At 44.7% G+C, this 23,811-nt stretch carries 27 protein-coding genes; 12 read left to right on the top strand and 15 right to left on the bottom strand.

Annotated features, from left to right (window positions below):
* The first annotated feature begins 101 nt into the window (after nt 1-101).
* The 5 genes from R7Z49_RS17870 to R7Z49_RS17850 all read left to right on the top strand — a co-directional run bounded on the left by R7Z49_RS17870 (nt 102) and on the right by R7Z49_RS17850 (nt 4,999).
* Entirely contained in the window at nt 102-1,073 is a 972-nt protein-coding gene (locus R7Z49_RS17870; protein ID WP_238854697.1) for a tripartite tricarboxylate transporter substrate binding protein, read from the top strand.
* Nucleotides 1,074-1,311: 238 nt separating this feature from the next.
* Nucleotides 1,312-1,806: a tripartite tricarboxylate transporter TctB family protein gene (locus R7Z49_RS17865; protein WP_005388179.1), complete on the top strand. Its 495-nt coding sequence runs from the start codon at nt 1,312-1,314 to the stop codon at nt 1,804-1,806.
* Nucleotides 1,807-1,825: 19 nt separating this feature from the next.
* Nucleotides 1,826-3,352 (top strand): tripartite tricarboxylate transporter permease, encoded by a 1,527-nt coding sequence (locus R7Z49_RS17860; RefSeq protein WP_005388177.1) that lies wholly within the window; start codon nt 1,826-1,828, stop codon nt 3,350-3,352.
* Nucleotides 3,353-3,631: 279 nt separating this feature from the next.
* Nucleotides 3,632-4,147: a hypothetical protein gene (locus R7Z49_RS17855; protein WP_064353969.1), complete on the top strand. Its 516-nt coding sequence runs from the start codon at nt 3,632-3,634 to the stop codon at nt 4,145-4,147.
* An 81-nt stretch (nt 4,148-4,228) separates the two neighbouring features.
* Nucleotides 4,229-4,999 (top strand): sulfite exporter TauE/SafE family protein, encoded by a 771-nt coding sequence (locus tag R7Z49_RS17850; protein ID WP_047102688.1) that lies wholly within the window; start codon nt 4,229-4,231, stop codon nt 4,997-4,999.
* 293 nt (nt 5,000-5,292) lie between these two features.
* On the opposite strand, the gene R7Z49_RS17845 is transcribed toward R7Z49_RS17850, so the two are convergent.
* The 15 genes from R7Z49_RS17845 to sctW form a co-directional block, all read right to left on the bottom strand.
* Entirely contained in the window at nt 5,293-6,264 is a 972-nt protein-coding gene (locus R7Z49_RS17845) for a TAXI family TRAP transporter solute-binding subunit (protein ID WP_005388171.1), read from the bottom strand.
* 259 nt (nt 6,265-6,523) lie between these two features.
* A complete protein-coding gene (locus R7Z49_RS17840; RefSeq protein ID WP_053350348.1) occupies nt 6,524-6,889 on the bottom strand; it encodes a hypothetical protein in 366 nt (121 codons plus the stop codon).
* A gap of 6 nt (nt 6,890-6,895) precedes the next feature.
* Complete coding sequence (locus R7Z49_RS17835; RefSeq protein ID WP_047009803.1) at nt 6,896-7,918, bottom strand: hypothetical protein; 1,023 nt, start codon at nt 7,916-7,918, stop codon at nt 6,896-6,898.
* A 357-nt stretch (nt 7,919-8,275) separates the two neighbouring features.
* Nucleotides 8,276-9,280, bottom strand: a complete 1,005-nt coding sequence (gene vopD, locus R7Z49_RS17830; protein WP_005377262.1) for a type III secretion system translocon subunit VopD — start codon at nt 9,278-9,280, stop codon at nt 8,276-8,278.
* 10 nt (nt 9,281-9,290) lie between these two features.
* Nucleotides 9,291-10,490, bottom strand: a complete 1,200-nt coding sequence (vopB, locus tag R7Z49_RS17825) for a type III secretion system translocon subunit VopB (RefSeq protein WP_318111877.1) — start codon at nt 10,488-10,490, stop codon at nt 9,291-9,293.
* A 7-nt stretch (nt 10,491-10,497) separates the two neighbouring features.
* Nucleotides 10,498-10,983 (bottom strand): SycD/LcrH family type III secretion system chaperone VcrH, encoded by a 486-nt coding sequence (gene vcrH / locus R7Z49_RS17820; RefSeq protein WP_005377258.1) that lies wholly within the window; start codon nt 10,981-10,983, stop codon nt 10,498-10,500.
* 12 nt (nt 10,984-10,995) lie between these two features.
* Complete coding sequence (locus R7Z49_RS17815) at nt 10,996-12,819, bottom strand: virulence-associated V antigen (RefSeq protein WP_318111876.1); 1,824 nt, start codon at nt 12,817-12,819, stop codon at nt 10,996-10,998.
* A gap of 10 nt (nt 12,820-12,829) precedes the next feature.
* Nucleotides 12,830-13,114: an LcrG family type III secretion system chaperone gene (locus R7Z49_RS17810; RefSeq protein ID WP_005395092.1), complete on the bottom strand. Its 285-nt coding sequence runs from the start codon at nt 13,112-13,114 to the stop codon at nt 12,830-12,832.
* Nucleotides 13,115-13,174: 60 nt separating this feature from the next.
* Nucleotides 13,175-13,588 carry an LcrR family type III secretion system chaperone gene (locus tag R7Z49_RS17805; RefSeq protein ID WP_005377252.1) on the bottom strand — a complete coding sequence of 138 codons (414 nt, stop codon included), beginning with the start codon at nt 13,586-13,588 and terminating at the stop codon, nt 13,175-13,177.
* Complete coding sequence (gene vcrD / locus R7Z49_RS17800; RefSeq protein WP_318076504.1) at nt 13,588-15,714, bottom strand: SctV family type III secretion system export apparatus subunit VcrD; 2,127 nt, start codon at nt 15,712-15,714, stop codon at nt 13,588-13,590. The genes R7Z49_RS17805 and vcrD overlap by 1 nt, the downstream gene beginning before the upstream one ends.
* Complete coding sequence (vscY, locus tag R7Z49_RS17795) at nt 15,698-16,039, bottom strand: type III secretion system chaperone VscY (protein WP_318111873.1); 342 nt, start codon at nt 16,037-16,039, stop codon at nt 15,698-15,700. Before vscY ends, vcrD begins: the two co-directional genes overlap by 17 nt.
* Nucleotides 16,040-16,044: 5 nt before the next feature.
* Nucleotides 16,045-16,422: a type III secretion system protein VscX gene (vscX, locus tag R7Z49_RS17790; protein ID WP_005377246.1), complete on the bottom strand. Its 378-nt coding sequence runs from the start codon at nt 16,420-16,422 to the stop codon at nt 16,045-16,047.
* On the bottom strand, nt 16,419-16,793 hold the full coding sequence (gene sycN, locus R7Z49_RS17785) for a type III secretion chaperone SycN (RefSeq protein ID WP_017634544.1): 375 nt from the start codon (nt 16,791-16,793) through the stop codon (nt 16,419-16,421). The genes vscX and sycN overlap by 4 nt, the downstream gene beginning before the upstream one ends.
* A complete protein-coding gene (locus tag R7Z49_RS17780; RefSeq protein ID WP_005377239.1) occupies nt 16,780-17,064 on the bottom strand; it encodes a TyeA family type III secretion system gatekeeper subunit in 285 nt (94 codons plus the stop codon). The genes sycN and R7Z49_RS17780 overlap by 14 nt, the downstream gene beginning before the upstream one ends.
* Complete coding sequence (gene sctW, locus R7Z49_RS17775; RefSeq protein WP_318076503.1) at nt 17,045-17,938, bottom strand: type III secretion system gatekeeper subunit SctW; 894 nt, start codon at nt 17,936-17,938, stop codon at nt 17,045-17,047. The genes R7Z49_RS17780 and sctW overlap by 20 nt, the downstream gene beginning before the upstream one ends.
* A gap of 185 nt (nt 17,939-18,123) precedes the next feature.
* On the opposite strand from sctW, the gene vscN reads away from it, so the two are divergent.
* Genes vscN through sctT form a run of 7 tightly spaced genes read left to right on the top strand, consistent with a single transcriptional unit; the run spans nt 18,124 to nt 23,799 of the window.
* The gene (gene vscN, locus R7Z49_RS17770; protein WP_318111871.1) at nt 18,124-19,446 is read left to right on the top strand and encodes a SctN family type III secretion system ATPase VscN; all 1,323 of its coding nucleotides are present in this window, start codon (nt 18,124-18,126) and stop codon (nt 19,444-19,446) included.
* Complete coding sequence (locus R7Z49_RS17765) at nt 19,443-19,904, top strand: type III secretion protein (RefSeq protein ID WP_047102696.1); 462 nt, start codon at nt 19,443-19,445, stop codon at nt 19,902-19,904. Before vscN ends, R7Z49_RS17765 begins: the two co-directional genes overlap by 4 nt.
* A 9-nt stretch (nt 19,905-19,913) precedes the next feature.
* Nucleotides 19,914-21,125 (top strand): type III secretion system needle length determinant, encoded by a 1,212-nt coding sequence (locus R7Z49_RS17760; protein ID WP_318076500.1) that lies wholly within the window; start codon nt 19,914-19,916, stop codon nt 21,123-21,125.
* Nucleotides 21,122-22,090 carry a SctQ family type III secretion system cytoplasmic ring protein VscQ gene (vscQ, locus tag R7Z49_RS17755; RefSeq protein ID WP_017634547.1) on the top strand — a complete coding sequence of 323 codons (969 nt, stop codon included), beginning with the start codon at nt 21,122-21,124 and terminating at the stop codon, nt 22,088-22,090. The genes R7Z49_RS17760 and vscQ overlap by 4 nt, the downstream gene beginning before the upstream one ends.
* Nucleotides 22,087-22,737 carry a SctR family type III secretion system export apparatus subunit VscR gene (vscR, locus tag R7Z49_RS17750; protein ID WP_005377232.1) on the top strand — a complete coding sequence of 217 codons (651 nt, stop codon included), beginning with the start codon at nt 22,087-22,089 and terminating at the stop codon, nt 22,735-22,737. The genes vscQ and vscR overlap by 4 nt, the downstream gene beginning before the upstream one ends.
* Nucleotides 22,738-22,750: 13 nt before the next feature.
* The gene (vscS, locus tag R7Z49_RS17745) at nt 22,751-23,017 is read left to right on the top strand and encodes a SctS family type III secretion system export apparatus subunit VscS (RefSeq protein WP_005377227.1); all 267 of its coding nucleotides are present in this window, start codon (nt 22,751-22,753) and stop codon (nt 23,015-23,017) included.
* The gene (gene sctT, locus R7Z49_RS17740) at nt 23,014-23,799 is read left to right on the top strand and encodes a type III secretion system export apparatus subunit SctT (protein ID WP_171346037.1); all 786 of its coding nucleotides are present in this window, start codon (nt 23,014-23,016) and stop codon (nt 23,797-23,799) included. The genes vscS and sctT overlap by 4 nt, the downstream gene beginning before the upstream one ends.
* Nucleotides 23,800-23,811 lie beyond the last annotated feature (12 nt).

Genomic DNA, 23,811 nt, shown 5'->3' with positions numbered 1-23,811 from the left:
ACCTTTACACCAAGTTCAGCTTTAACGCTTACAAGGCATGACAACTGAGCAAAAACAATAAGGCTCAACTAAATAGAGTCGCTAACATAAGGAACGTGAACATGTTAAAGGTACTCAAACCAACGCTCGTCGCTTCAATCATCGCAGCTTCATTTTCATTCAACGCTCTTGCTGCAGATATTGAAAAAATGCACTTTCTTATCCCTGGAGGTGCCGGTGGCGGTTGGGACATGACCGCCCGAGGTACTGGTGATGTATTAATAAAATCAGACATCGTCGAAACCGTATCATTTCAAAACCTATCTGGTGGTGGCGGTGGCAAAGCAATCGCACATTTGATTGAAACGGCTGATCGTCAAGAAGATACACTCATGGTGAACTCAACACCGATCGTCGTTCGCTCGCTCAGTGGGATCTTCCCACAATCTTTCCGCGACTTGACTCCTGTTGCCGCAACGGTTGCCGATTATGGCGCCATTGTTACATCAGCCGATTCTCCTTATAGCTCTTGGGAAGATGTCGTTAAAGCTTTTAAAGAAAACCCACGTAAGGTGAAGGTTGCTGGTGGCTCTGCTCGTGGTTCTATGGATCATTTGGTTATAGCAGCAGCTTTCAAAGGTGAAGGTTTTGATGCGCGTAAAGTTCGTTACATTGCCTATGATGCAGGTGGAAAAGCCATGGCAGCCCTACTTTCAGGCGAAACACAACTGCTCTCTACAGGGCTAGGTGAAGTACTCGAAATGTCTAAGTCTGGGCAAGTGAAAGTGTTAGCGATTACAGCACCAAAACGTTTAGAAGCTGCGCCTAATATTCCAACTCTCACCGAATATGGTAATGAAACTGTCTTTGCTAACTGGCGTGGATTCTTTGCAGCACCAGGCACAAGCCAAGAAAAGCTAGATGAATGGAATGCCGCATTTACTAAAATGTATAACACCGACGAATGGCAAGTCGTTCGAGACCGCAATGGTTGGATCGACAACTATAAAGCGGATAAAGCATTCTTCGCGTTTCTTGAAGATCAAGAGCAACAGATGGGTGACTTAATGCGCGAGTTAGGCTTCCTGAAGTAACAGTCGAATTGGGGTCCCTCAGATACCAACCTCAATGAACAACGTAGGTTGGTATTTCCCCATTGTATTTGCACTCTAAGTTTCACCGCATATGGACATTGTCGACAATCGGCATGCACACTCCTTTGTTTATATACCCAAAGCGGCTCGACTAGCAGCGAAATGCTTAATTGTTAATGGTTTAGTTTATTCATTGACGTCCATATGCGGTCTTTTTTACTTTTGTTAGGAGTTGAATATGCCTCGTTCAACCAACTTTTTCACCAAAGAGTATTTACTCTGTCGTGACCGCGTCGGCGCAATGATCTTTCTACTTTTCTGTCTTTGCTACGGTTATCAAACCTCACAAATTCCATTGTTTCCAGGTGATGAGTATGAACCATTCACCGCACGTACTCTGCCAACCATCCTGACTTACGTTGGTGTCGGCCTTTCTTTGCTATTGCTGGTGACAGGACAACCAGATAAACAAAGTGGCGCAGTGCTGACCTTCAATTGGAAGTTACTGATTGCCTTTTTAATTTTAATGGCGCTCTACGGCGTGGGCCTGACTTACTTAGGTTTTGTGATAGCTACTGGCTTCTTTTTATTGGCTGGCTTTTATCTGCTCGGGGAAAGACGTAAACCCGTTCTGTTTGGCGCGTCGTTTCCATTCGTGATCGCGTTCTACTTATTACTCACTCAAGGTTTGGACATCTATCTCGAACCGGGTTTGATTTTCACCATCTGGTAGTCAAAGAAAGGACTGAATTATGTTAGATGGAATTCTACAAGGTTTATCCACCGCAGTAATGCCAATGAACATTATGATGGTGATCGTTGGTTGCTTCGTCGGTACATTTATCGGCATGTTACCTGGACTTGGGCCGATCTCAGCCATTGCTTTGATGATCCCAATTACTTATGGCCTAGAGCCCTCCTCTGGCCTTATTTTAATGGCGGGTGTTTATTACGGTGCGGTATTTGGTGGATCTACATCGTCGATTTTAATTAACGCGCCGGGTTGTTCTTCAACCGTGGTCACAGCATTTGACGGCTACCCAATGGCCCAAAAAGGCCAAGCAGGTAAAGCATTAGCTTTGGCAGCTTATTCGTCTTTCACTGGCGGTACGCTATCTGCCATTATGTTGCTTGTTGCCGCACCAGCATTGGCTAGCGTCTCCCTTAGCTTCCAATCGTCGGACTATTTTGCGTTGATGCTACTTGGGTTATCAGCTGTCGCGGCTTTTGCGGGGAAAGGTCAGGTAATCAAAGCGTGGATGATGACCATTCTTGGTTTGATGCTATCTACAGTTGGAATCGATAAAGGCGTAGGCGTTGAACGCTTTACCTTCGGTTTAACGGATTTAATGGATGGCTTTAGCTTCTTGTTGCTTGCAATGGCGACATTCGCACTGGGTGAGACACTGATGGGCATCCTTAAACCATCAAAAGACACCAGCGATGAAGAACAAGAAAAGCTGAGCAACATTGGCTCAATGAAAGTGACCAAGGAAGAAATCAAAGATGTTGCGCCTGTTTCAATTCGCTCTTCAATATTAGGTTTCTTCACTGGCGTTCTTCCTGGCGCAGGGGCAACCATTGCTGCTTTTTTAAGCTATGGTATGGAGCGCAACCTCGCACCTAAAGAGAAAAAGGATGAGTTCGGTAAAGGCAGTATACGTGGTTTGGTTGCGCCAGAGTCTGCGAACAATGCAGCATCTAGTGGTTCATTTGTACCGCTATTAACGCTTGGTATTCCGGGCTCTGGTACAACAGCAATAATGCTCGGTGCGCTGATCGCTTATGGTATTCAACCTGGCCCTCGCCTGTTTGTTGAACACCCAGATGTGTTCTGGTCAGTGATCATTTCCATGTACTTCGGCAACATCGTACTTGTGATCCTGAACTTACCGTTGATTCCGTACATTTCAAAGCTTTTGGCGGTTCCAAGAACGGTGCTTCTACCGATGATTTTATTCTTCTCAATCACCGGGGTTTATTTGGTCTCCTTTAACACTATGGATGTGTTCGTGATGCTGATTGTTGCTATGGCTGCCATTGCACTTCGGCTCGCTAACTTCCCGCTCGCACCTTTATTGCTGGGCTTCATCCTTGGAGGATTAATGGAAGAGAACTTACGCCGCGCATTAATGATTTCAGATGGAGAACTGAGTTTCCTATGGGAGCGCCCTATTACCCTTACCTTTACTGTTTTAGCTGTATTGGTATTGGCAAGTCCACTAATCGTAAAGCTGATTCAAAAGTTTAAAGCACAGCCAGTCAGCGTTGAGCAGTAATCGCTGTCTCTTTCAACCTAGATAAAGCCATCCATCGTGATGGCTTTATCTTCCCCCTTCCAAATCGTTCGCTTGTTGTACAGATGGTATTGACAAATCAGTGTCGTTATATGAAGGTGATTGTATGAACACACACTTAGCGCAACTTAACCAACGAATTATCATCATTCCATAGGAATGGTGGGATTTTTTGATGCGCTCAGTATTTATCGAACCCACCCATAGCGGTGGGTTTTCTGTCTCTACCGTATGGGAAAAGCTCTCTTGGAGGCGGTCACAATGCAAAAAATAGCAGTTTTTGGTAAACCCGGCAGTGGAAAATCGACGGTAAGTAAAGTAATCGCGTCGGCTACCGGTCTTCCTCTTCATCAATTAGATTCAATAGTCTATAAACCAAACGGTGATCCCGTTGAGCGTAACGTTTTTGATGAAGCCCATAGCAATATACTAAGCTCAGATCGTTGGATTATAGATGGCCTTGGACCGATCAGCTCTTTCAACGCTCGTTTAGATGCAGCCGATACTCTCATTTATATTGATCTACCATACTCAGTAAGCTATTGGTTTGTGACGAAACGTCTCCTTAAAGGACTATTCATTAAACCTGAAGGTTGGCCTGATGGTAGTTCGGTACTGAAAGGAACGTTACAAAGCTACAAAGTTCTTCAGCAATGCCCCGCATTCTGGAATGATGACTTTATGTATCGCCTCGAAGGGTACTCTCAAAGTAAAGCCGTTCATGTCATCAAAAACGTTACAGAACTGAACAATTTTGTTTTAGAGCGGGTAAAGTAAACCTCATATCAGAACATTAGAGCATGTGGGTTAGAGCATCTGAAGCTCTAACAATGAAAAAGAACATAACAAGGATTGTTTATGCTTTTAGAACTCTCACTTTTATTCATTGCTGGCGTAATTGGTGGGATCATTAACTCCATAGCAGGAGGCGGAAGCTTTATTACTTTTCCGGCTCTATTGGCAGTAGGTGTTCCTCCTATTATGGCTAACGCAACAAACACGTATGCTTCATGTGCGGGTTACATTAGCGGAGCCGTCGGGTTCAGAGAAGAGATCATGAAGAACAAGCATGAACTGCTGTTCACAGTCTCATTCAGTTTAGTCGGCGGCGCTGTCGGAGCATATCTGTTGCTCAACACGCCAGAATCGCTATTTATGGAAGCTATCCCTTGGTTACTCTTATTTGCCACCGTGCTTTTTCTCACCGGTTCTCGTTTAACAATGCTAATCAAAACTGTCGCGAAAGAGCACAAACATGCTGGCATACTCGGAGCAATCGCGTTGGGTTTATTACTTGTTGGTGTCTCTGCTTACGGTGGTTTTTTCAACGCAGGTTTAGGGGTTATTGTTCTGAGCTATCTGGTAGTAGCGGGCCACCAAGACATTAATTTAATGAACGGTTTGAAATTGCTCGTATCTACGTGTGTTTCACTCATTGCTATCGTGATTTTTGTTGCCAATGGCTCCATTGACTGGCACACAGGTAGTGTTGTTTTGGTCGGTACGTTGGTAGGTGGGTATCTTGCAGCTCGTGTCTCTCGTCAACTGAATCCCAATCATGTTAAAGGGTTTGTTGCTCTTTCTTCTATTCTCATCACTATCTACTTTTTCATTGATGTTTATGTTTAAGCAAAACTTGTACAAGTGGATAACAATCCTACAAAAACACCAGCGCGAAAGATTAATGCAGATAGCTTAACGATTTTTTGTGTCACTCCAGCGAGGTTAGGAATCTAATAGCACTACACTGAGCGGCTAATGAAACCATTTTGATCACAAAGTGCTCGGATAGAAGATCCTGTATCACGCTCCTTCGTCGCTGTACAGGATGACGAGAAATAGAAATATGCCACTCGCGGTTAAACGAGTGGCATTGATCGAGAAAGATGGCGTTTTACATCAATAATAAGAGAAAGTAACGCTTACTTAATCAGCCCTACTTCTTTGTAGTATTTGAGCGCACCTGGGTGAAGAGGCGCAGATAAACCGTCTTTTACCATTTCCTCTTTCTTCAAGTTTGCAAACGCTGGGTGGAGACGGCGGAAATCATCGAAGTTTTCAAATACCGCTTTAACCACGTTATAAACCACATCTTCTGGTACCGCAGTAGAAGAAACAAACGTCGCGCCCACACCAAAGGTTTGAACATCACTATCTGTGCCACGATACATACCACCTGGGACATTTGCGACACGATAGAAGCTGTTGTCTGCAACCAGTTTTTCTACATTAGGTCCAGCTACCGTTACGATATTACTATCACACGACGTAGTGGCTTCTTTAATCGCTCCACTTGGGTGACCAACGGTATAAATCATCGCATCAATTTTGTTATCACAAAGTGCTTTTGATTGCTCTGCTGCTTTTAACTCAGAGACAAGCTTAAAGTCGTCGTTACTCCAACCATACTGGTTCATTAGCACTTCCATAGTACCTCGCTGACCAGAACCAGGATTACCAATGTTAACGCGCTTACCTTTCAAATCATCAAAAGTTTTGATGTTCGCGTCTTTACGTGCAACGACAGTAAACGGTTCTGGATGAACGGAGAATACGGCGCGTAGCTCTTTAAAAGGCCCGCTTTCTTCAAACTTACTGGTTCCTTTGTAAGCATGATACTGCCAGTCTGATTGCGCGATACCGAGGTCCAATTCGCCAGCACGAATAGTGTTGATGTTATAAATCGATCCCCCAGTACTTTCTACCGAACAACGGATACCGTGATCTTCTCGCGATTTGTTAACCAAGCGGCAAATAGCGCCACCAGTCGGATAATAAACCCCTGTTACGCCACCGGTACCAATCGTGACAAACGTTTCCTCCGCAGACGCAGAAAAGCCTGTTGTGAGTGCAGCCAAAGAAGCCGCAAGTGCGATTTGCTTAAACTTAAACATTGAACATCCCTTTTACTTGTGTTGATGACCGTTTAAGTATAGCAATCGTTAACAATTTGATAACGTTTAAGTTCTCATCCTTGGCGGTTAGCTTAGTAATCACCATTTTATCGGCATATTCTGCCGTTATATAATGGCTCTATATAAGCGTAAACCGTATAGTCTAGAAAATTAAATCTTTAGACTGATATGTCCATTCTAAATTATCTATTAAATAGAAATACTCAGGTCAAATTACTATAATCTTGTTAAATAACCTTTATTCTATATAAATATGATGAATTATAACTCCAGCCAAAAGACATGATGCACTTGAAATAAATAATACGAATGAGAGAACAAACAATCGTTGAATATGAACTGGAACCTTATCCCTCTTCTCTAACATTTTATATCGTTTCGCATGAAAAGTGCTCAGAAAAACAGTTCCATATTGTAGTACTCCGTGACCTGATAAGAATATATTCAGAGTGTAGTATCGAACTCCATTATCAAGAGCATCTTCAAGATACTTCAACCACTTGGATTTCAAATAAATAACAAACAAAACCCAAGTAAATATACCTAAAATTCCAACCGTAGTCAGATAAATCACTAAATCTGATGCTAAACTGATATCTTCCATCTTCGACTACTTATTAAGTTGAGTTTTATATAATTCTGTTCCCAAATACTCACCAGTCGAACCTCCATACTTTCCTCCTAAGTATCCCCCAGTGCCTCCTGCTACAACAGAGCACCAAAAAGCACTAGTTCCACCTGATGGTAATCCAAAAACTAAAGTACACACTCCCCATGTAGCAAGCATGCCTCCAGCAGTTCCTCCCGCAATACTCGCAGAAGCCTTGCCTATTTGCGAGTACTTGGTTTCAGTGCATTGTTTTTCGTCTTTTACAGTACACGCTTTCTCGATAGATGCCGCAGCTTCAACTCCAGTCAAAGCGATACTAACATAACCAACACGTTTTAAATTCCGTGACATTTTAGCAACTGCTGCATAGTTTTTGGCAAAATCAGGAATGGCAGTTACCGTGCCTTGCTGCTTTCCCCAGCGATGAAGAATACTCTTGCTACTTAAGCCCAAGTTTTTCTTAATATCACCGGCAAGTAAATTATCATTTATTGTTGGCTGTCCAAACCTTTTTAAAGCTGTATTTAAACGCTGAAATTGTATATTACGCTTAGAAAAAAATTGTTGGTTATTTAAATTTCCACTACGGTTAAAACTTGATATGTAAGTTTTTTCGATATCTTTTAGGATTGACTTAACCTGAGTTACGTGAGAATTCCACACATTATTACTAACCCCTAATAGCAAACCGTTATAGCTAGCAACATTAGATAAAAAATCATAGCGTTTTACGAGGATCTCACGCTCAGCTCGATCTAATTCCATAAGAGATTTATCTACTGCATTTGCAAGACTCAAAAACTGAGCTTCCTCTAGCGTACATTCGATTGAGTTAGCTGGAGATAGCAAAACAACTTGTCCAACTTTAACCATATTATCTTTCAAATGAGGGTTAACAGCTCTAAAGTGTTCGTAAACTATCTTATCTGGTGAGTTATACATGATCATTATTAGCCGATCTATTGACATCGTTTTTTCGACTATATGTATCGCCATATCCTTTTTGTGTGATGAAATATCCATTGTTACTCCTCAATGTTGCTGATCCATATCCACACTAGTAAGCTTGCCGTCTTAAAAAGAAATTAGTTGTGTCAAACAACCATCAGATTCGCAGTCATCATCCGACAGAAAAGAACATTTAAAACACTTTCTTCGTAAGTTCAATGGCATTCTAACCCAGCAGTATGCAACAAGACCAATATCAGATGGTAAACTTTGAGCTGAGTTCAACAAAAACAGTAACTTTTATGCAATGTAACTCACTACGTTATATTGCTTTACAAACAAATCACCCAGTAAATATCCGTATCTAGTTTAGATAGCTGAAATAAAAAAAGCGTTGTATAAACAACGCTTTGTAGTTAGTGAAACGGATGGTTACACCGTTGGGACTGACGCTCGCCACGCTTGGTTCTGGCTATCTGAGATAGATCGGAACAAGTCACGTAGCTCTTTCAATAAACCTTCTTGGAAACCAATGTTTTCATCGGCTTTCTGTTTGGCTGCTTGTGCGCGAGTCGCTTGTACTTCATCATCTTTGCTGCGCGCTTGCGCTTTGGTTTGCTCTACATTCGATGCTGAGTTTGCCATCTGGCCCAAAGCTTGAAGAATCGCGTTCTTCGCTTGGTTTGAGCTCATCAACTTATCGAACTTACGGCCACCACTTGTCAGCTGCGCTGTCGTGTCTGCGATATTGTCTTTCGCTAGTGAGTGCGCACGCTTAACCTGATCTTGCTGAGTTTTAGACAAGCTATTGTTATTTAATAACTCTTCTGCTTGATCGAAGCCAGCTTTTTGCGTTTTCAGTACATTATTGCTCGCCATTTCATTCTTGATTTCTTTCCCTGCTTTGAAAGAACCAAGGGCACCAATAATTGCGGTAGCTCCCGCTAATACACCCGAAACGACTGCCATCGCGATCATTGCGCTTGCCGAGTTGTTGAGTTCTGCCGCTTGGCTTTCTAAACTCGCGACGTTTGCTTCAACAGCAATTTCACGTTGTAGCACTTGCTGCTCACGGCTCAGCTTTGATACTTGATACAACAATGTTAATAGCGTCAACGATTGTGATACCGCATCTGATGGTGACTTGATCACCTCCTCACCGTTAAGCGCTTTCATCGTTGTGCTCATTAATGAGCTCACCGTCGGTGCAAGAGCGCTCATTAGGTTTGCAACAACTTGAGCTTGGTTACTCACTGTAGGAGCTTTAGGTGTCTCTAACTGGTAGCGTGCTGCACCAGAAACACCTGACTCACTTTGGCTTTTAACGGCGCCCGCTTCAAGCTTTGTTTCCGGCGCTTTTTCTGCTTTGTTGGTTTTTATGGTATCGCCTAAACCGTATAGTTCACCACGACCCGTTCCGCCTACTTTATCTAGCATAATAAACTCCTTATACCGTTGCAGGACGGCTTAACACCGTTTGCATAGTTTCACTTTTCGCTTGAATCATTTGCATGATGAGGCTCATCAACTCTTGGAAGTCTTCCATCAACTTACCAATCTCTTCTTTGAGCTTATCAATGACAGCCTGGCTTAACGTCATTTTGGCTCGAAGGTCTGTGATATCAGCCTGAATCTCTGTCACGTGAGCATTGTTAGCAGCATGGACACTGTCCGTTGCGCCTTTCCCCACATTGACGGCAAGATCGACGGTTTCTGCGCCATAACGAATCGCTTTCGCTGTTGTTGTCGCAGCTTTTGTGCCCATATCCGCCACTTTCGCCATGTTTGCAGCGGCTTTCGTAGCGATTTCCGTGACCTTTTGAGCTACCTTACCAGCACCTTTTGCTGCAAGTTTCGCGATACCGCCAGCTGCTGCACCACCAAACGTCACAACAGCTCCAATAACCGCGACGGCGATTTCTAATGCCATTACGACTTTGTTTAGCACATCGACATTTACGCCCGCTTCTTTTAGCGCATCTTGAACGGCTGGCTCTTGCAACGCCATGCTCACTGCTCCCATAACGCCACCAGCGATCATAAGTGCACCGGCTGCTGCACCAACACCCGTTGCCACCATTACGGCACCAACAACAATAGAAACCACCGCACTGATCCAACCAAAGATCTTCGCTGCTAAGCCTGATTTTTGGGCTTCTTTTGCAGCGGCTTCTGATTCTTTGATTTTGTCTTGGTTTTCCACCATCTCTTTTTCGTGCTTAGCTTTTGCGACCTTCACTTCCTGAATTTTCAGCTCGTTTTGAGTACTTTTCAGTTTATCCGTGATAGCAGCAAGCTCTACTTCAAAATCATCAGCAGATCCTGCGATGATTTTGACGGCAATCGAACCTGTTTGGTCTGCAACTGCATGGAGAGATTTTGCAATGGTATCGACGATCTTTTGCAGCTGTGCCATGGCTTTTAGCGTCAAATCATTCACTTTGTCACTAACAGCTGCGTTAGGTGCATCTAACTGAACTTTTACTTTTCCGGTGTTCAGTACATCTGCATCTTTACTCTTCACGTTTTCTACCGTCACAGAAGGCGTCGCTGTAGACACCGTTTTCTGCACGTTATCTAACGTGGCTTGGCCAGATTCAGGGCTATAAACCTGTGTCTGGATGCGGTCAAGTGCAATAGAACTCATAGTCTAATTACTCCTTTTTATTTCTCACCGCTTCTAACATGATGCCTGCACGCTCATGCAAATCTGCATATTGTGATTTTCCGGCAGACATCTCCTTCGCGCTATAAAACCCACTCTCTGCTTCTGTCAGTTGTTCCAGTTTCAGGTGACATTCAGCAGAGTGAAAAGGTGGGCGTGGATCATTTACGTCCACTAGCGCTGCGTAGCTGTAGGCGTCTATTGCCTGCAGATACTCACCCAACTCCTGACGAGCCGCGCCAAGGCCAATGAAAAATCGCGCCTGATAATGATCAAGCATGCTGAGTAATTGAAATACTTTCGCTGCTTGCTCAATCTTTCCCGATTGGAAAAAGTTGTAACCTACGGCATAAATATGTTCGATGGTGTCCTGAGACACATCGTGCAACATTTTTAGCGTGCCTCCCTCTTCCAAAAAAGACAGCAGTTCTTCTGCTTGCATTTGAGATGGATCGGTCGCGTTTGTTTTAGTCATGGTTGGTTATCCTTAAATGGCTCGTAGGATTTCTTGTAAAATACTGTGGTACTTCTGAACAAACTTGTTCATCGCTTCAACGGTCGAGTTGTATTGAGAACTGGTGTCGTTCAGCTCAGTGGTTTTGATTTGCACTTCATCGTTAAGCAACTTGGATTTAGCACTGACAGAACTAGAAAAATTAGACAGTTTTTTAGACTTCTCTTCGTCTTGGTACGACGCACCATCACCGATAGTAATACCTTGTGTTTGAAGGAAGTCTCGATGGTTTGTTATTTTATTATCCGTCAAATACTTGTACTCAGGTGAAGCTTCAAAATCCGTTTGATTGCTGTAGTTAAAGTCACTCGCTTTGAAGTTACTTTCTGGATATCCCGGTTTATAAACCCCATCAACACTTTGCGTAGAGTGAATTTTTGATTGCACAACACCAAAAACTTTAAGCTGTATTGTGAGATCCTCTAATGCCTCTTTCTGGTCATTACGTTTCTCTAAACGGTTAACACGACGCTCATTTAGTGCAAGCAGAACTTGCTCATCAAAACGGTCTCCAATGCTGGACTCAACAACGGCCAACAAATCACGAGCCGTTAGAGAGTGCTCTGCTCTCACCTCGCGATCCGCTTTCTCTTTATCGGTGATATTGAGTAGACGCTCTTTCAATGCCCCTAAGTTCTTGCGCAATGCCTCGTATCGCTCAGTAAATGAAGCCCCGGTAGATTCACCTTTTACTATTTTTTCAAACTGTAATCGGATATCTCGTTCGGTGTTTTCTTTGATCAAATTAACTTGAGCTGCCGTTATTTGTGTCTTTTGGACATCGGCTATCGCTCTGTCCTGGTAAAAGTCGTCGATTTCTATATTTGTTAAACTCACCGCGAAGTTGGCGAACAGACTAGAAAGGGTCAAAGGCTCAGTTCCACCAATGACAGTATTAAGTGCTGCTTTTAGATTGTTCGTTCCACTCGCCTCACCATAAGCTGCGCTATATTGGCCTTTCACTTGAGCGGCCATTTCATCTAACGCTTCTTTAAGCTGCTGTTTAGAAATACCAGGAGTCCAGGTAATTCTGCTAGCTAGCGCACTTGCGTCATCGGTGCTTAAAGTAATACCGATGCCTTGAAAACTACTTTTTAATTGAGCTGAGACTTGAAGAGCGAAACTCTCTTTAGTCAACAGGAAATCCGAGCTCTTCAGTTGCGCGAGATTAACGGAACCTAAGCTACTAAAGGCATTGCGAAGAAAAGAAATAGAAGCATCTCTCACTTCACGGGAGCTCATTTGATTAGCAAGCTCTGCAACAAAAAGAGAAATTTCTTTGGTGGCATTAGCCAGACCTGTCTCGGAGAGGTTGGCGATCTGCTCCGCTTGGTTACTCTGAGTCCCCAAATTGAATTGACTAACAAACTCAGTAGATAACGAGCTATCTACATTGTCCGTCAGTAACTGACTAAACCAAGCCTGAAACTGATTTGATAGCGTTTGGTTTGTTTGAGCATTAAACTCGGCTGCGGTTAATTCGCCATCTGAGTTAGCACTTTGTAGCGACTTTAGACAAACAGATGCGGTGTCGGTCAATGATATACCAGCAAACGCGTTATTTTTCGCTTTTAGGTTTTCAAGCGTATCAACATAAAGCGCGATGCTTTGTGATTCCGTTTGTCCCGAGATAGTTGGCAATGAAGAGACTATCGAGGCAAGTTGCAGAGTCTCTGCTTCACCCAGTACAGGGGTAAATGCCTCTATCAAGTTTTGTTGGAAAGTGGGTAATGGTGCACTACTCGCAGCTGTGTCTGTTGCTCCTGTCGTAGAGCCAGTCGTTTTCATATTCGTCATTTCCAAACCTCTAAATCATCATGCCGCGCATCACTGTGGGACGCTTTCTGCGTTTACCTGACGTACCTTGTAGCTGATTTTGTTGTTGCCGGCGGCGCTGGACTTCGTCTATTAGCTCTTGCTCTGCACGTTTCATGGTATCTACTGGTGCTTTTATGCCGCCAAGTAAAACATCACCCGCAACAGGACCAACACCTAAGCCTTCCAATAGCTCGTTAAAAATATCGGTTCTGTCTTCAGCTTTTCTAATGGCAAGCTCAGCGTTCTCAATCGCATCGGTAAACGGTTGCTTCATCTTGATTCCTATCTTAAAGCGGGTCATCTCATCGGTGCTGTCAGTAACAGTCGCGAGTTTTTACTTTTTCAACTTTTTCAAAGGTCTATAATCTGCTAGGCGTAAACAGTACCAGTCTTCTAGCTCATCATGGCTTGCACCGCATGCTTTTAGATAGAACTGTGCCAATCGCTGGCTGCTCATGTTGCTACCACGTAACACATCGACGTTGCCGCGAATGACCCAATCGGAGGGATAAAGTTGAATGGCATGTTCAGCCAAGAGAAATAAGCCGGCAAAGGGGTTACTCAACCCCAATTTTGGACGAACGCGTTTCAGAAGAACGATGATGATTTCACCGTCCTCCACCCGAAAAACGAGCTCTAAGCCTTCAACTTCAATTCGATAACCAAGTTGAATTTCACTTTGTTGCCAAAAGTATGGCGTCACTTCGATCCCCGCTTGCGCCAGCGAGAGTATTAGTTTTGTTTTCATTACATCCCCACCCTTCCAAGTGGCTGAATATTGATTTGCTGGGTTAGTTCTTGAAATGACAAAACGGGCAGATCGTAGTATTCCGATTCAATAAGCTTTCGCACATATCGGCGTACATCCATAGACACAACTAGCACAGGTTTATTCGGCATGCGGCTTAAGTCACCAATGGTTTGTTTCACATCACTGACAAATTGTTGCGTTACTGACGGGTCTAACGCCAAGTAACTCCCTGCTGAGGTTTGACGAATACCGCTGCGTATTGTGTCTTCGAGACTTTGATCCAATAAGTAAGCGGGCAACATGTTTTGTCCGCTCGCGTATTTGTAGCAAATGTAACGTTTTAAGCTGGAACGAATGTACTCCGTCAGCTGTACAACATCTTTCTCTTTTTGGCCCCACTCAACCATCGCTTCCAAGATCACGCGAAGGTTTCGGATAGAAATGTCTTCAGAAACCAAGCGTTGCAAGATTTCCGTCATTTTTTGCAACGGAACAATACGCTGGGCCTCTTTGACTAGCTCCGAATAACTGCCTTCCATCTGCTCCAACAGATAACGCGTCTCCTGAATACCAATAAAGTCTTGCGCGTACTCCTTAAGAACATGAGACAAGTGGTACGTTAAAATTCTGTCGGGTGTGAGAAAACCTACATGACTGGCTACGAGTTTTTGCTCATAACTCTGTGCCACCCAAATGCTAGAAATACCAGGTAGAAAATCTTCATCTTGCTCATAAGGCACGCCTAATAAATCGATCTGTTCATTCCCTTCTGTCACCAAGAGTTGATCTTTAACAATTCGTCCTCGTGCAACCGGGACTTCTTGTAACTGAATTAAGTACTCGCCATTTTGCATCCCCTCGTTAAAGCGCAGGTGGATGCCTGGGAAAGGCACGCCTAGGTCGAGATATAGTGCGCGTCTAACCCTTGCTAGCTCTTCATTTAATGCGACCGCTTCCAAGCTTTCCTGAAGGCTCGCGTCAAGATCGATCAAGAGTGGGACCGTCATGGCAAACTCTTCTTGCTCACCTAATTTGCCTTTACTGTTTCTAGATGGAGTGGGTTTGTTTGGCTTCGCTGCTGGCGAACCGGCCCCTTGCGAAACAAAGCTTGATAAGTCGGTGCTATCTGATTCCGCTTGTTTTTTCTGTTGATAGAAAAGGAAGAAACCACCACCACCAACCACGGCGGCCAAGACCAGAAAAGTGATTTTTGGAAACCCAGGGATGAGTGCGAACAGCACCAAAAGCACACCACCAATAAGAAGCGCACGTGGCTGAGCAATGACCTGCCCACCAATGTCCGACCCAAGATCAGAAGAATCTTCATGAGAAACACGCGTCACGATAATACCGGCGGTAATCGCGATAAAGAGTGCCGGGATCTGCGATACCAAACCATCGCCAACGGTCAAAATCGAAAACAATTCAAGTGCTTCAGAAGCACTCATGCCTTTTTGCGTTACCCCGATCGTGACGCCACCTAAGATGTTGACCACAATGATGACCAGACCCGCAATGGAGTCGCCTTTAACGAACTTCATCGCGCCATCCATCGAGCCATACATTTGGCTTTCTTTTTCAATCAGTGATCGTCGGTGCCTAGCTTCGTGTACGTCAATTACTCCGGCACGCATGTCACCGTCAATACTCATCTGCTTACCAGGCATCGCATCGAGTGAGAAGCGCGCACTAACTTCTGCTACCCTCTCTGAGCCTTTGGTGATCACCATAAACTGAACAATGGTAATGATCAGGAACACAACGATACCGACCACTAAGTTACCGCCCACAACGAAGTTACCGAATGTATAAACGATTTGACCAGCATCGCCTTGTAGCAAGATCAAACGGGTTGTCGTGATAGATAAAGACAGACGAAACAATGTCGTGATCAATAGCACTGCAGGAAATGCAGAGAACTCAAGTGGCGTGGTGATGTAAATCGCTAACATAAGCAGCACCACCGCAATGCTCATGTTGGTGCCAATCAGCACATCCACCAGTGCGGTAGGAAGTGGCAATATCATCATAAAGACGATCGCGAGTAACATCACCGCAAGCATGATGTCTTTGCGTTGCCCTACTTTGTTTAGAATATCGATCAAATTATTCATGTGATTCACTATTTAAAGATTGCAGATAGCGTCGGTGCGCTTGGCGTGCCCCATCGACGTCATTTTGTTTCCAACGCGCTTGGCTTAAACAAAACCAGAGTCCTGCCGAATCAGGATGAAGGTCGGATTTTAATAGGTGCTCACACACCTCAATCGCCCGGGTATATCGACCACTTTGTAAACACGCCACAGCAAGTGTTTGCATCGCCTCTTTGTGCTGCGGTTCTATTTCTAGAACCACATCGAGAATAGAAATGGCATGCTCTGGCTTTTGGTATTGAACTTGTAGCGCAGCGTGAACAAGTAAGAGTTCAATGTCTTTGGATCTCAACATGTTGGTTAGACCTGGATAAGGAGATTGAGCGCCATAGTGAGGTAACGCTGATCAAGTTGTGTACTTTGTAGCGTTTCAGATGCTTTGATAAAAGAAGCGGAGCCTGAATCCTGTGCAAGAACTTGCAGCTGAGCTAACGTTTCATCAAATTGTTGACGGTACTTTTCTGGACGCAACAACTCTGAGTGCAGCAGCTTGGGCTTAGTTAACGCGATGAGATATTGGTCTGAAGGCCGAAGGTCATAGAGCTTCTCTAAATGTGTAGCGACCGCCTGACCATCAGGAAGCAATTGAAATCGCTCTGGGAAATCGGCCTTAACTTCACTATGAGTAACATGCGTAAAGGCTTCGATGCCTACGTTTAAAGTGCTGACTCGAGTCATGAGCCTGCCACATCGTTATGTAGACGAGCCAAAAGCGTAAACGCTTGCTCTAAGGTCGGAAGTGTTACTTCTTCTCCTTTTAGCCTTGCTGAAAAAACCAGAGTTTGCTCATCTAACAAGCCGGTTTTAATTTCGAAAGGCCAGCCTTGATCGGCATGACACAAACACAGTGCACTTTGAATCATGTCACTGATTTGATGCCAAGATAACGCTCGAGACAACATCAAGAATAACTGCTCACCCTGTCGCTCAATATGCAGCGTACCACTTTGCTCAAAATCCAGCTGCACCCGTCCAGCTGATGAGAAATCGACGGCATCGAGCCCCATTCCTCGGCAAAATTCATCGACGGATGCATCAATCCAACTCATCTTCCCACGCTTCCTCTTCTTCTATATCAATGGCTTCGTCTAGCGCCTTTTGTACCGCTTGGATTAAATTCTGTCGTTGTTCTTCATCGGCGAATACGTCAATTGGGATTGCGCGAACTAACTTATGGAACTCTCGAAAAAAATCGATTTTTTGTTCTACAGCCGTCAATTCCATTGCGTTGGCGACTTTCCATATCTCATCACTGCTTACCCATCGCTGCTCTACCAACGCAATCACATCAGCCATCAAATTAGAAACTTGATAAGCCATAATTCGTCCTTTCCGGTTTAAACATTTGGAACAGCTGACTCACACGATCTTGCAACGTATTCAGAGTTTTGAGTTTTTGCATATCGGACATCAACCACTGCAACTTAACCGAATCGATACTGCTACCTTGAACACTAAGATCTGCACTCATGCCTTGCAGCATAAAGTCAACAGCAGTCGATACCTCCTGCTCACCAAAGCGCGCCACTACATCTTGATAAGCCGCGCCGAGCCCTTGATAACTATGAACGGTATCGCGGTAGAAGCCGCGCAGCTGATGCAAAGAGCTAAACTCTTGCTCTTGGCTGTATTCATCAGCAAAATTTGAGACACGGATTTCCGTATCAATTTGAGACCATGTATCTGGGTTTTGCTCGATTCTTAGAAGTGCTTGGTCAATCAGCGCTAGTAGGTGTTTACTTTCTGGACTCGCACTCAAAAACTTTTTCACGGCTTTTAGGGCGAGGTATTGATGGATTTTCTCCTCGGAAAACCCATTCAAGTAGGCTTGTAATTGCGCGATGGTCGAGATATTTCCTCCCGCCATTTTTGTAGCCAAATCTTTGATCTTTTGATTCTTTTCAAGATCAGGGACTTTTCTTAAATAGTCCGAAACGAGTTCATGTGCTTCATTAACTCGAACACCACTGTCTTTCACTTTGCGCTTAGTCAGATCTTTCTCTGCTTTTTCGGAACCGAGTGAAGTGAGTTCTTCCATCGCATCAAAAAGTGATTGTGTGGCATTGTGAACACGGACGGTTTCACCGCGATAATTGCCTTTTTGTGAAACGTCGGGACGAGACGATTCCAACCCGCTTTGGATAGACGCATCAAACTTTGGATTTGTTGCGATATGATTGTTGATAATACTCATTCACTTGCACTCCTTCCGCACAATACAGGCGAATTATAGGAAGTGCGCTTTTTTGAAGCTGTCAAAATCAGACGTGTTTTTTTAGTGCGCTTTCAGTTTTCTAAAAACTCCCGACTGATATTCACTATAAATTGATTCTTATACTTTCTATTCTCTCAGCATCAATCATTGCGCATATTTTTACCTTGAACGATTTCTCATACATCACTGATATCCAACAATCTGCGGTTAAACACACGCGTTTGATCCAAATTCGCGGGCGCGTTACACAAGTCACCGGCACCATTATCAAAGCTGTCGTCCCTGGCGTTCGTGTAGGTGAACTGTGTGAGTTGCGTAATCCCGATCAAACTCTGTCTTTGTTAGCGGAAGTGGTTGGCTTCCAGCAGCATCACGCTTTGCTCACCCCATTAGGAAATATGTTTGGGATTTCCTCAAATACAGAAGTAAGCCCAATGGGCAAAATGCACGAAGTGGGTGTTGGCGACCACCTGTTAGGTAAAACGCTTGACGGGCTTGGACGTCCTTTCGATGGTACGCAAAGTCAGGAACCAAGTGCTTGGTATCCTGTTTATCGCGATGCGCCACCACCAATGCAACGTAAACTAATTGAAAAGCCAATCTCTCTTGGCGTTCGATCCATTGATGGGCTACTGACCTGTGGTGAAGGTCAGCGCATGGGTATTTTTGCAGCGGCTGGCGGGGGTAAAAGTACCCTACTGGCAAAACTGATTCGCTCCGCAGAAGTTGACGTGACCGTTCTCGCCTTAATTGGTGAACGCGGACGCGAAGTGCGCGAGTTTATTGAGCATGACCTAGGCGAAGAAGGAATGGCCAAATCGGTTTTAGTGGTCGCTACCTCTGATCGCCCAGCAATGGAGCGTGCCAAAGCCGCTTTTGTTGCCACTTCTATCGCAGAATATTTTCGTGATCAAGGTAAACGCGTGCTACTGCTGATGGATTCTGTAACGCGTTTCGCCCGCGCACAGAGGGAGATTGGACTAGCCGCAGGCGAGCCACCAACACGACGTGGCTATCCGCCTTCTGTTTTTGCCGCTTTGCCAAAGCTGATGGAACGAGCTGGACAATCAGACAAAGGATCAATTACAGCACTGTACACCGTGTTGGTGGAAGGTGACGACATGACGGAGCCTGTCGCGGATGAAACTCGCTCAATTCTAGACGGGCACATCATTCTCTCGCGCAAACTTGCGGCAATGAACCATTATCCCGCCATTGATGTACTTCGCTCAGCAAGCCGAGTGATGAATCAAATCGTTGAATCCGATCATCAGGCGTCTGCTGCTCATATTCGCGAAATGTTAGCTAAGTATGAAGAAGTTGAACTGCTAATCAAAATTGGCGAATACCAACATGGCGCAGATAGTCGAGCGGATTTGGCCATTGCACAAAGTGATGATATACGCGCCTTTTTACGCCAAGGCACTCATGAACCAAGCGATCTTGATGGCGCTATCGCTCAACTTAAAGGGATGGCGAAACAATGATAGAACGCTTATTAGAAATCAAAAAAATTCGCGCTGAACGTGCGGATAAAGCCGTCAAGCGTCAAGAATACCGAGTGTCAAACGCCGCAGCACAGGTTCAAAAGGCCGAACGTTCTGTCGCGGACTATCACGTTTGGCGCCAGGAAGAAGAAGAGCGACGTTTTGCTAAAGCAAAACAACAAACGCTCGTTCTCAAAGAGCTAGAAACATTAAGACAAGAAGTCGCGTTGTTAAGAGAGAGAGAAGCCGAACTTAAACAACGTGTGGCCGAATCAAAAAAAGCGCTTGAAATCGAACGCTCGGCACTTAAAGAAAAGCAAAAAGAGGCGCGACAAGCCCATAAAACCAAAGAAAAATTCGTTCAGTTGCAGCAACAAGAAGTCGCGGAAAAATCGCGAGAAAGGCAATACCAAGAAGAACTCGAACAGGAAGAGTTTCGCACTGTCGACATTATCTAAAGGTTCACTATGCGCATTACCACAACAACTGAAACATCGAATACGCTGCACAAATCAACGCCAGAACAAGCGCCTCTCGAGAAGGAGGCCGAGCTTCAATCACAATTCGAGCATGCAATGACGAAGAAGCCTAGCAAGGGAAAGGAGTCTATCGTTGCGAATCCCCAAAAGAATCATACTGGCGAAGAAGACATACCGCTAAGGCATAAGACATCTCAAGGTCTAGATAAGAAACATAACCTATCGAACCAAGAAGCCAACGCTGACAAAAACATCTCCACTTTAAAAGGTAAAAGTGACGTCGTCACTAAGAGAGACGTAGAGAAATCGAAAGACGACGCAGCAAATAGCGAAGAAATAATTAGTGAAAACAATAAATTGCTTAAACATGATGGAAAAAGCGATGGCGACACAGTTCTAAGCTCCCCTTCTACCGAGCGTGTTGATTCTCACTTTCAAGCTCAAGCTCATTTGAAAGATGATAAACCGACGCCGATGGATAAACATACCTCACCGGATTGTCTCTCTACGCTTGAATCTGGCTTGCTCCCCCAAAGTGCGACAGCGACAGAGCTCGCTCAAGATGGGATTAACATTGTTGGCTTAACGAAAAAGCAAACTGAAACAGCGCACAATAAGCGTGCAACTCCGCCGCTACAGAATACAGGCAAACGATCAGACCAAACTGATGGCCTGCCTGAAACCAAGCCCCTTGAAAAAATCGAGACGAAAAGCGCACTAGTCGCCGTGAAAACGGATGAAGAAAAAGTACCTTCTCAACCCTTTGCAAGTGCGGTAACACAAGGCGATGTCATCCTAAAAAGTGTTGCTTCGCAGGCTCAACCAAGCCCAACGCGAGACGTAAACCAATTACTCCAGCAATTGGTGGATAAAATCTATGTTGCTCTGCCAACCGCATCGGACAACAAAGAGGTTCGGCTGTTTCTAAGTGAAGGACAATTAAAAGGTGGCGAAATCCACATCAAGTTGGACGCTCAAGGGTATAGCGTGACGATTCGACAAGAGCATGCCCTTTCCATTATTAGCCAGCAAGCTAGACAAGATCTTGCTGAACGGCTAAACCGATTCGGTGGTGAGCAGCCACTTCGCTTAGCGATCAGCGAACAAACTCAACAGCTCGATCAACAACAACATGAACAACAACACTCACGCCAACAACGCAGCGTGTATGAAGAATGGCAAGCGGAGAATGACCTATGACACCGTTAATAATACCCAAAGTGGATGCAGAAAGTATCGCGCTCAGCAATCAACTTTGTGCAAAACAGTGCCACTTCCAAGGGACTGATGGTCAGAGCGTATCGATTACTGTTGCTCAAATCCCTTCATTTGAAGGGTTCCGTTTAACCACGTTGATTGGAGGGCAAACCCTACAAGTAGACTTTTCTCGTGCGCAGCTCCAACATTGGCTGAAATCGACCTTAAATGCTACTGCGTTTGAGTCCCTGCCTAACTCCCTCCAGTTAGCACTTTTGAGCTCACAGATAGAACCGCATAGTGAGGCAATCAAAGCGCTATTTGGTCAGTTACCCATTCTTAGTCAACTACAGCCGTTAGAGGCGAGCCAGGCCCAAGAGCATACTTTAATGTTAACCCTCAATAAGCCTAACGGCTCTCTTTGTTTGTGGGTTAGCGAAGGATCAGACGTGTTGTTGGATGCGCTACCAAACAGCGCTGCTCTACAAGCTCGACACCTCGCTTTACCTGTGTGGTTAAGTCTTGGAAGGACCCATTTGACGTTAAGCGAATTTAATTCGCTCGAGCTGGGAGATGTCATCTTTTTTGACGATGGTTACATCGCCAAGCAACAAGCCATTTTTCAAGTATCTAACCAGAATCTCTGGCGCTGCCAACTGGATGACCAAACTCTTCACATTATGGAAAAAGAAACCAATATGAATGACGTAAACACTTCAGAAATGTTAACCGACCACCAGCAACTGCCTGTGGAACTCACGTTTGATATCGGCCATCAAACCATCACGCTAGAGCAGCTTAACCAGCTTCAGCCAGGGTACGTATTCGAGCTAAACCAGCCTGTATCTAAGCCGGTAACATTGCGTGCCAACGGCAAAATCATTGGTGAGTGTGAACTGGTTAATGTTAACGAACATTTAGGTGTGCGCGTACTGGAGCTGTTCGGTGGCACGCAGGAGCCAGCATGATCCAGTTACCCGACGAGCTCAATCTCATTGTCAGCTTAGCACTGCTGGCACTGATCCCATTTATCGCCATGATGGCGACGTCGTTTGTGAAACTGGCCGTTGTATTCTCACTGCTGCGTAACGCTCTCGGTGTACAGCAAATTCCGCCGAATATGGCGCTTTACGGATTGGCCATCATTCTGTCAATTTTCATCATGGCTCCCGTCGGGTTTGAAACCTACGACTACGTAAAGCAGCATGATATCTCCCTTGAAGATTCTGCAAGTGTAGAAGGCCTCATTGAAAGCGGTTTACAGCCTTATCGAGAATTTTTGAAAAAGCATATTCGGGAAACCGAAGCCATATTCTTCACTGATGCTGCACGCACATTGTGGCCACAGAAGTACGTAGACCGTTTAGAGTCGGACAGTTTATTGCTCTTACTGCCCGCATTTACCGTCAGCGAGCTTACTCGCGCTTTTGAAATTGGCTTTCTGTTGTACTTACCGTTCATCGCTATTGACCTAATTGTGTCGAATATCCTACTCGCAATGGGGATGATGATGGTATCGCCAATGACGATTTCCCTCCCCTTCAAATTGTTGCTTTTTGTCTTGCTTGACGGCTGGACAAAGCTCACCCACGGCTTAGTGTTGAGTTACGGTTAATCACGGAGAAAGTATGCATTCTGCTGAAATCATTCATTTCACGACTCAAGCATTAACCCTAGTGTTGTACTTGTCATTACCGCCGATTTTAGTCGCAGCATTGGTTGGTACATTGGTGTCGCTTATTCAGGCGTTAACTCAGGTCCAAGAACAAACGTTAGGCTTTGTGGTCAAGCTTATCGCGGTCATTATTACACTGTTCGTCACAACGCAATGGCTAGGGGCAGAGCTCCACGCCTTCGCCTCGCTTGCTATGGATAAAATTCCTCAAATACGATGAGTTATCACGACTTACACCAGGTTTTATTTTTGTACAGTCTGACGTTACCTCGGTTAATGGCATGCTTCATCTTTTTGCCTATTTTGAGCAAGCAAATTCTAGGCGGCACCATGGTGAGAAATGGTGTGCTTTGCTCACTCGCGCTGTTTATATTTCCGATGATTAATCAGCAAAGCTTGCCCGCAGAAACCGACGGCATTTGGCTGATAGTGATTTTGGGTAAGGAGGTATTAATTGGGCTATTGATAGGGTTTGTTGCTGCTATCCCCTTTTGGGCGATAGAAGCGGCCGGTTTTCTGGTCGACAACCAACGTGGTGCTGCCATGGCAAGTATGTTTAACCCAACGCTAGGCTCACAATCCACACCAACAGCCGTGTTGCTGACCCAAACGTTGATTACCCTGTTCTTCTCTGGCGGGGGCTTTGTCACTTTTATCTATGCGTTATTCAAAAGCTATACATCTTGGCCGATCGTGGACTTTTTCCCAACCGTTAGCGACGCATGGGTTAGCTTCTTCTACGCGCAATTTGAACAGCTTATGTGGCTTGGTGTGTTGATGTCCGCTCCACTAGTGTTGGCAATGTTTCTTGCTGAGTTTGGTCTGGCGCTTATCAGTCGTTTTGCACCGCAATTGAATGTTTTTTTCCTTGCCATGCCAATAAAAAGTGCAATCGCGAGTGTTTTACTGATCGTGTATCTCGGAATAATGATGGATCACTTTGAAGTACAGTTTTACGGCATTACCCGATTCGCAGAACAACTCAATACCATTTGGCAATAACGCTTAGGATTC

It is taken from the genome of Vibrio sp. 1562 (assembly GCF_033340155.1).
GTDB lineage: Bacteria > Pseudomonadota > Gammaproteobacteria > Enterobacterales > Vibrionaceae > Vibrio > Vibrio alginolyticus.
This window is presented reverse-complemented; position numbering and strand designations above follow the sequence as displayed.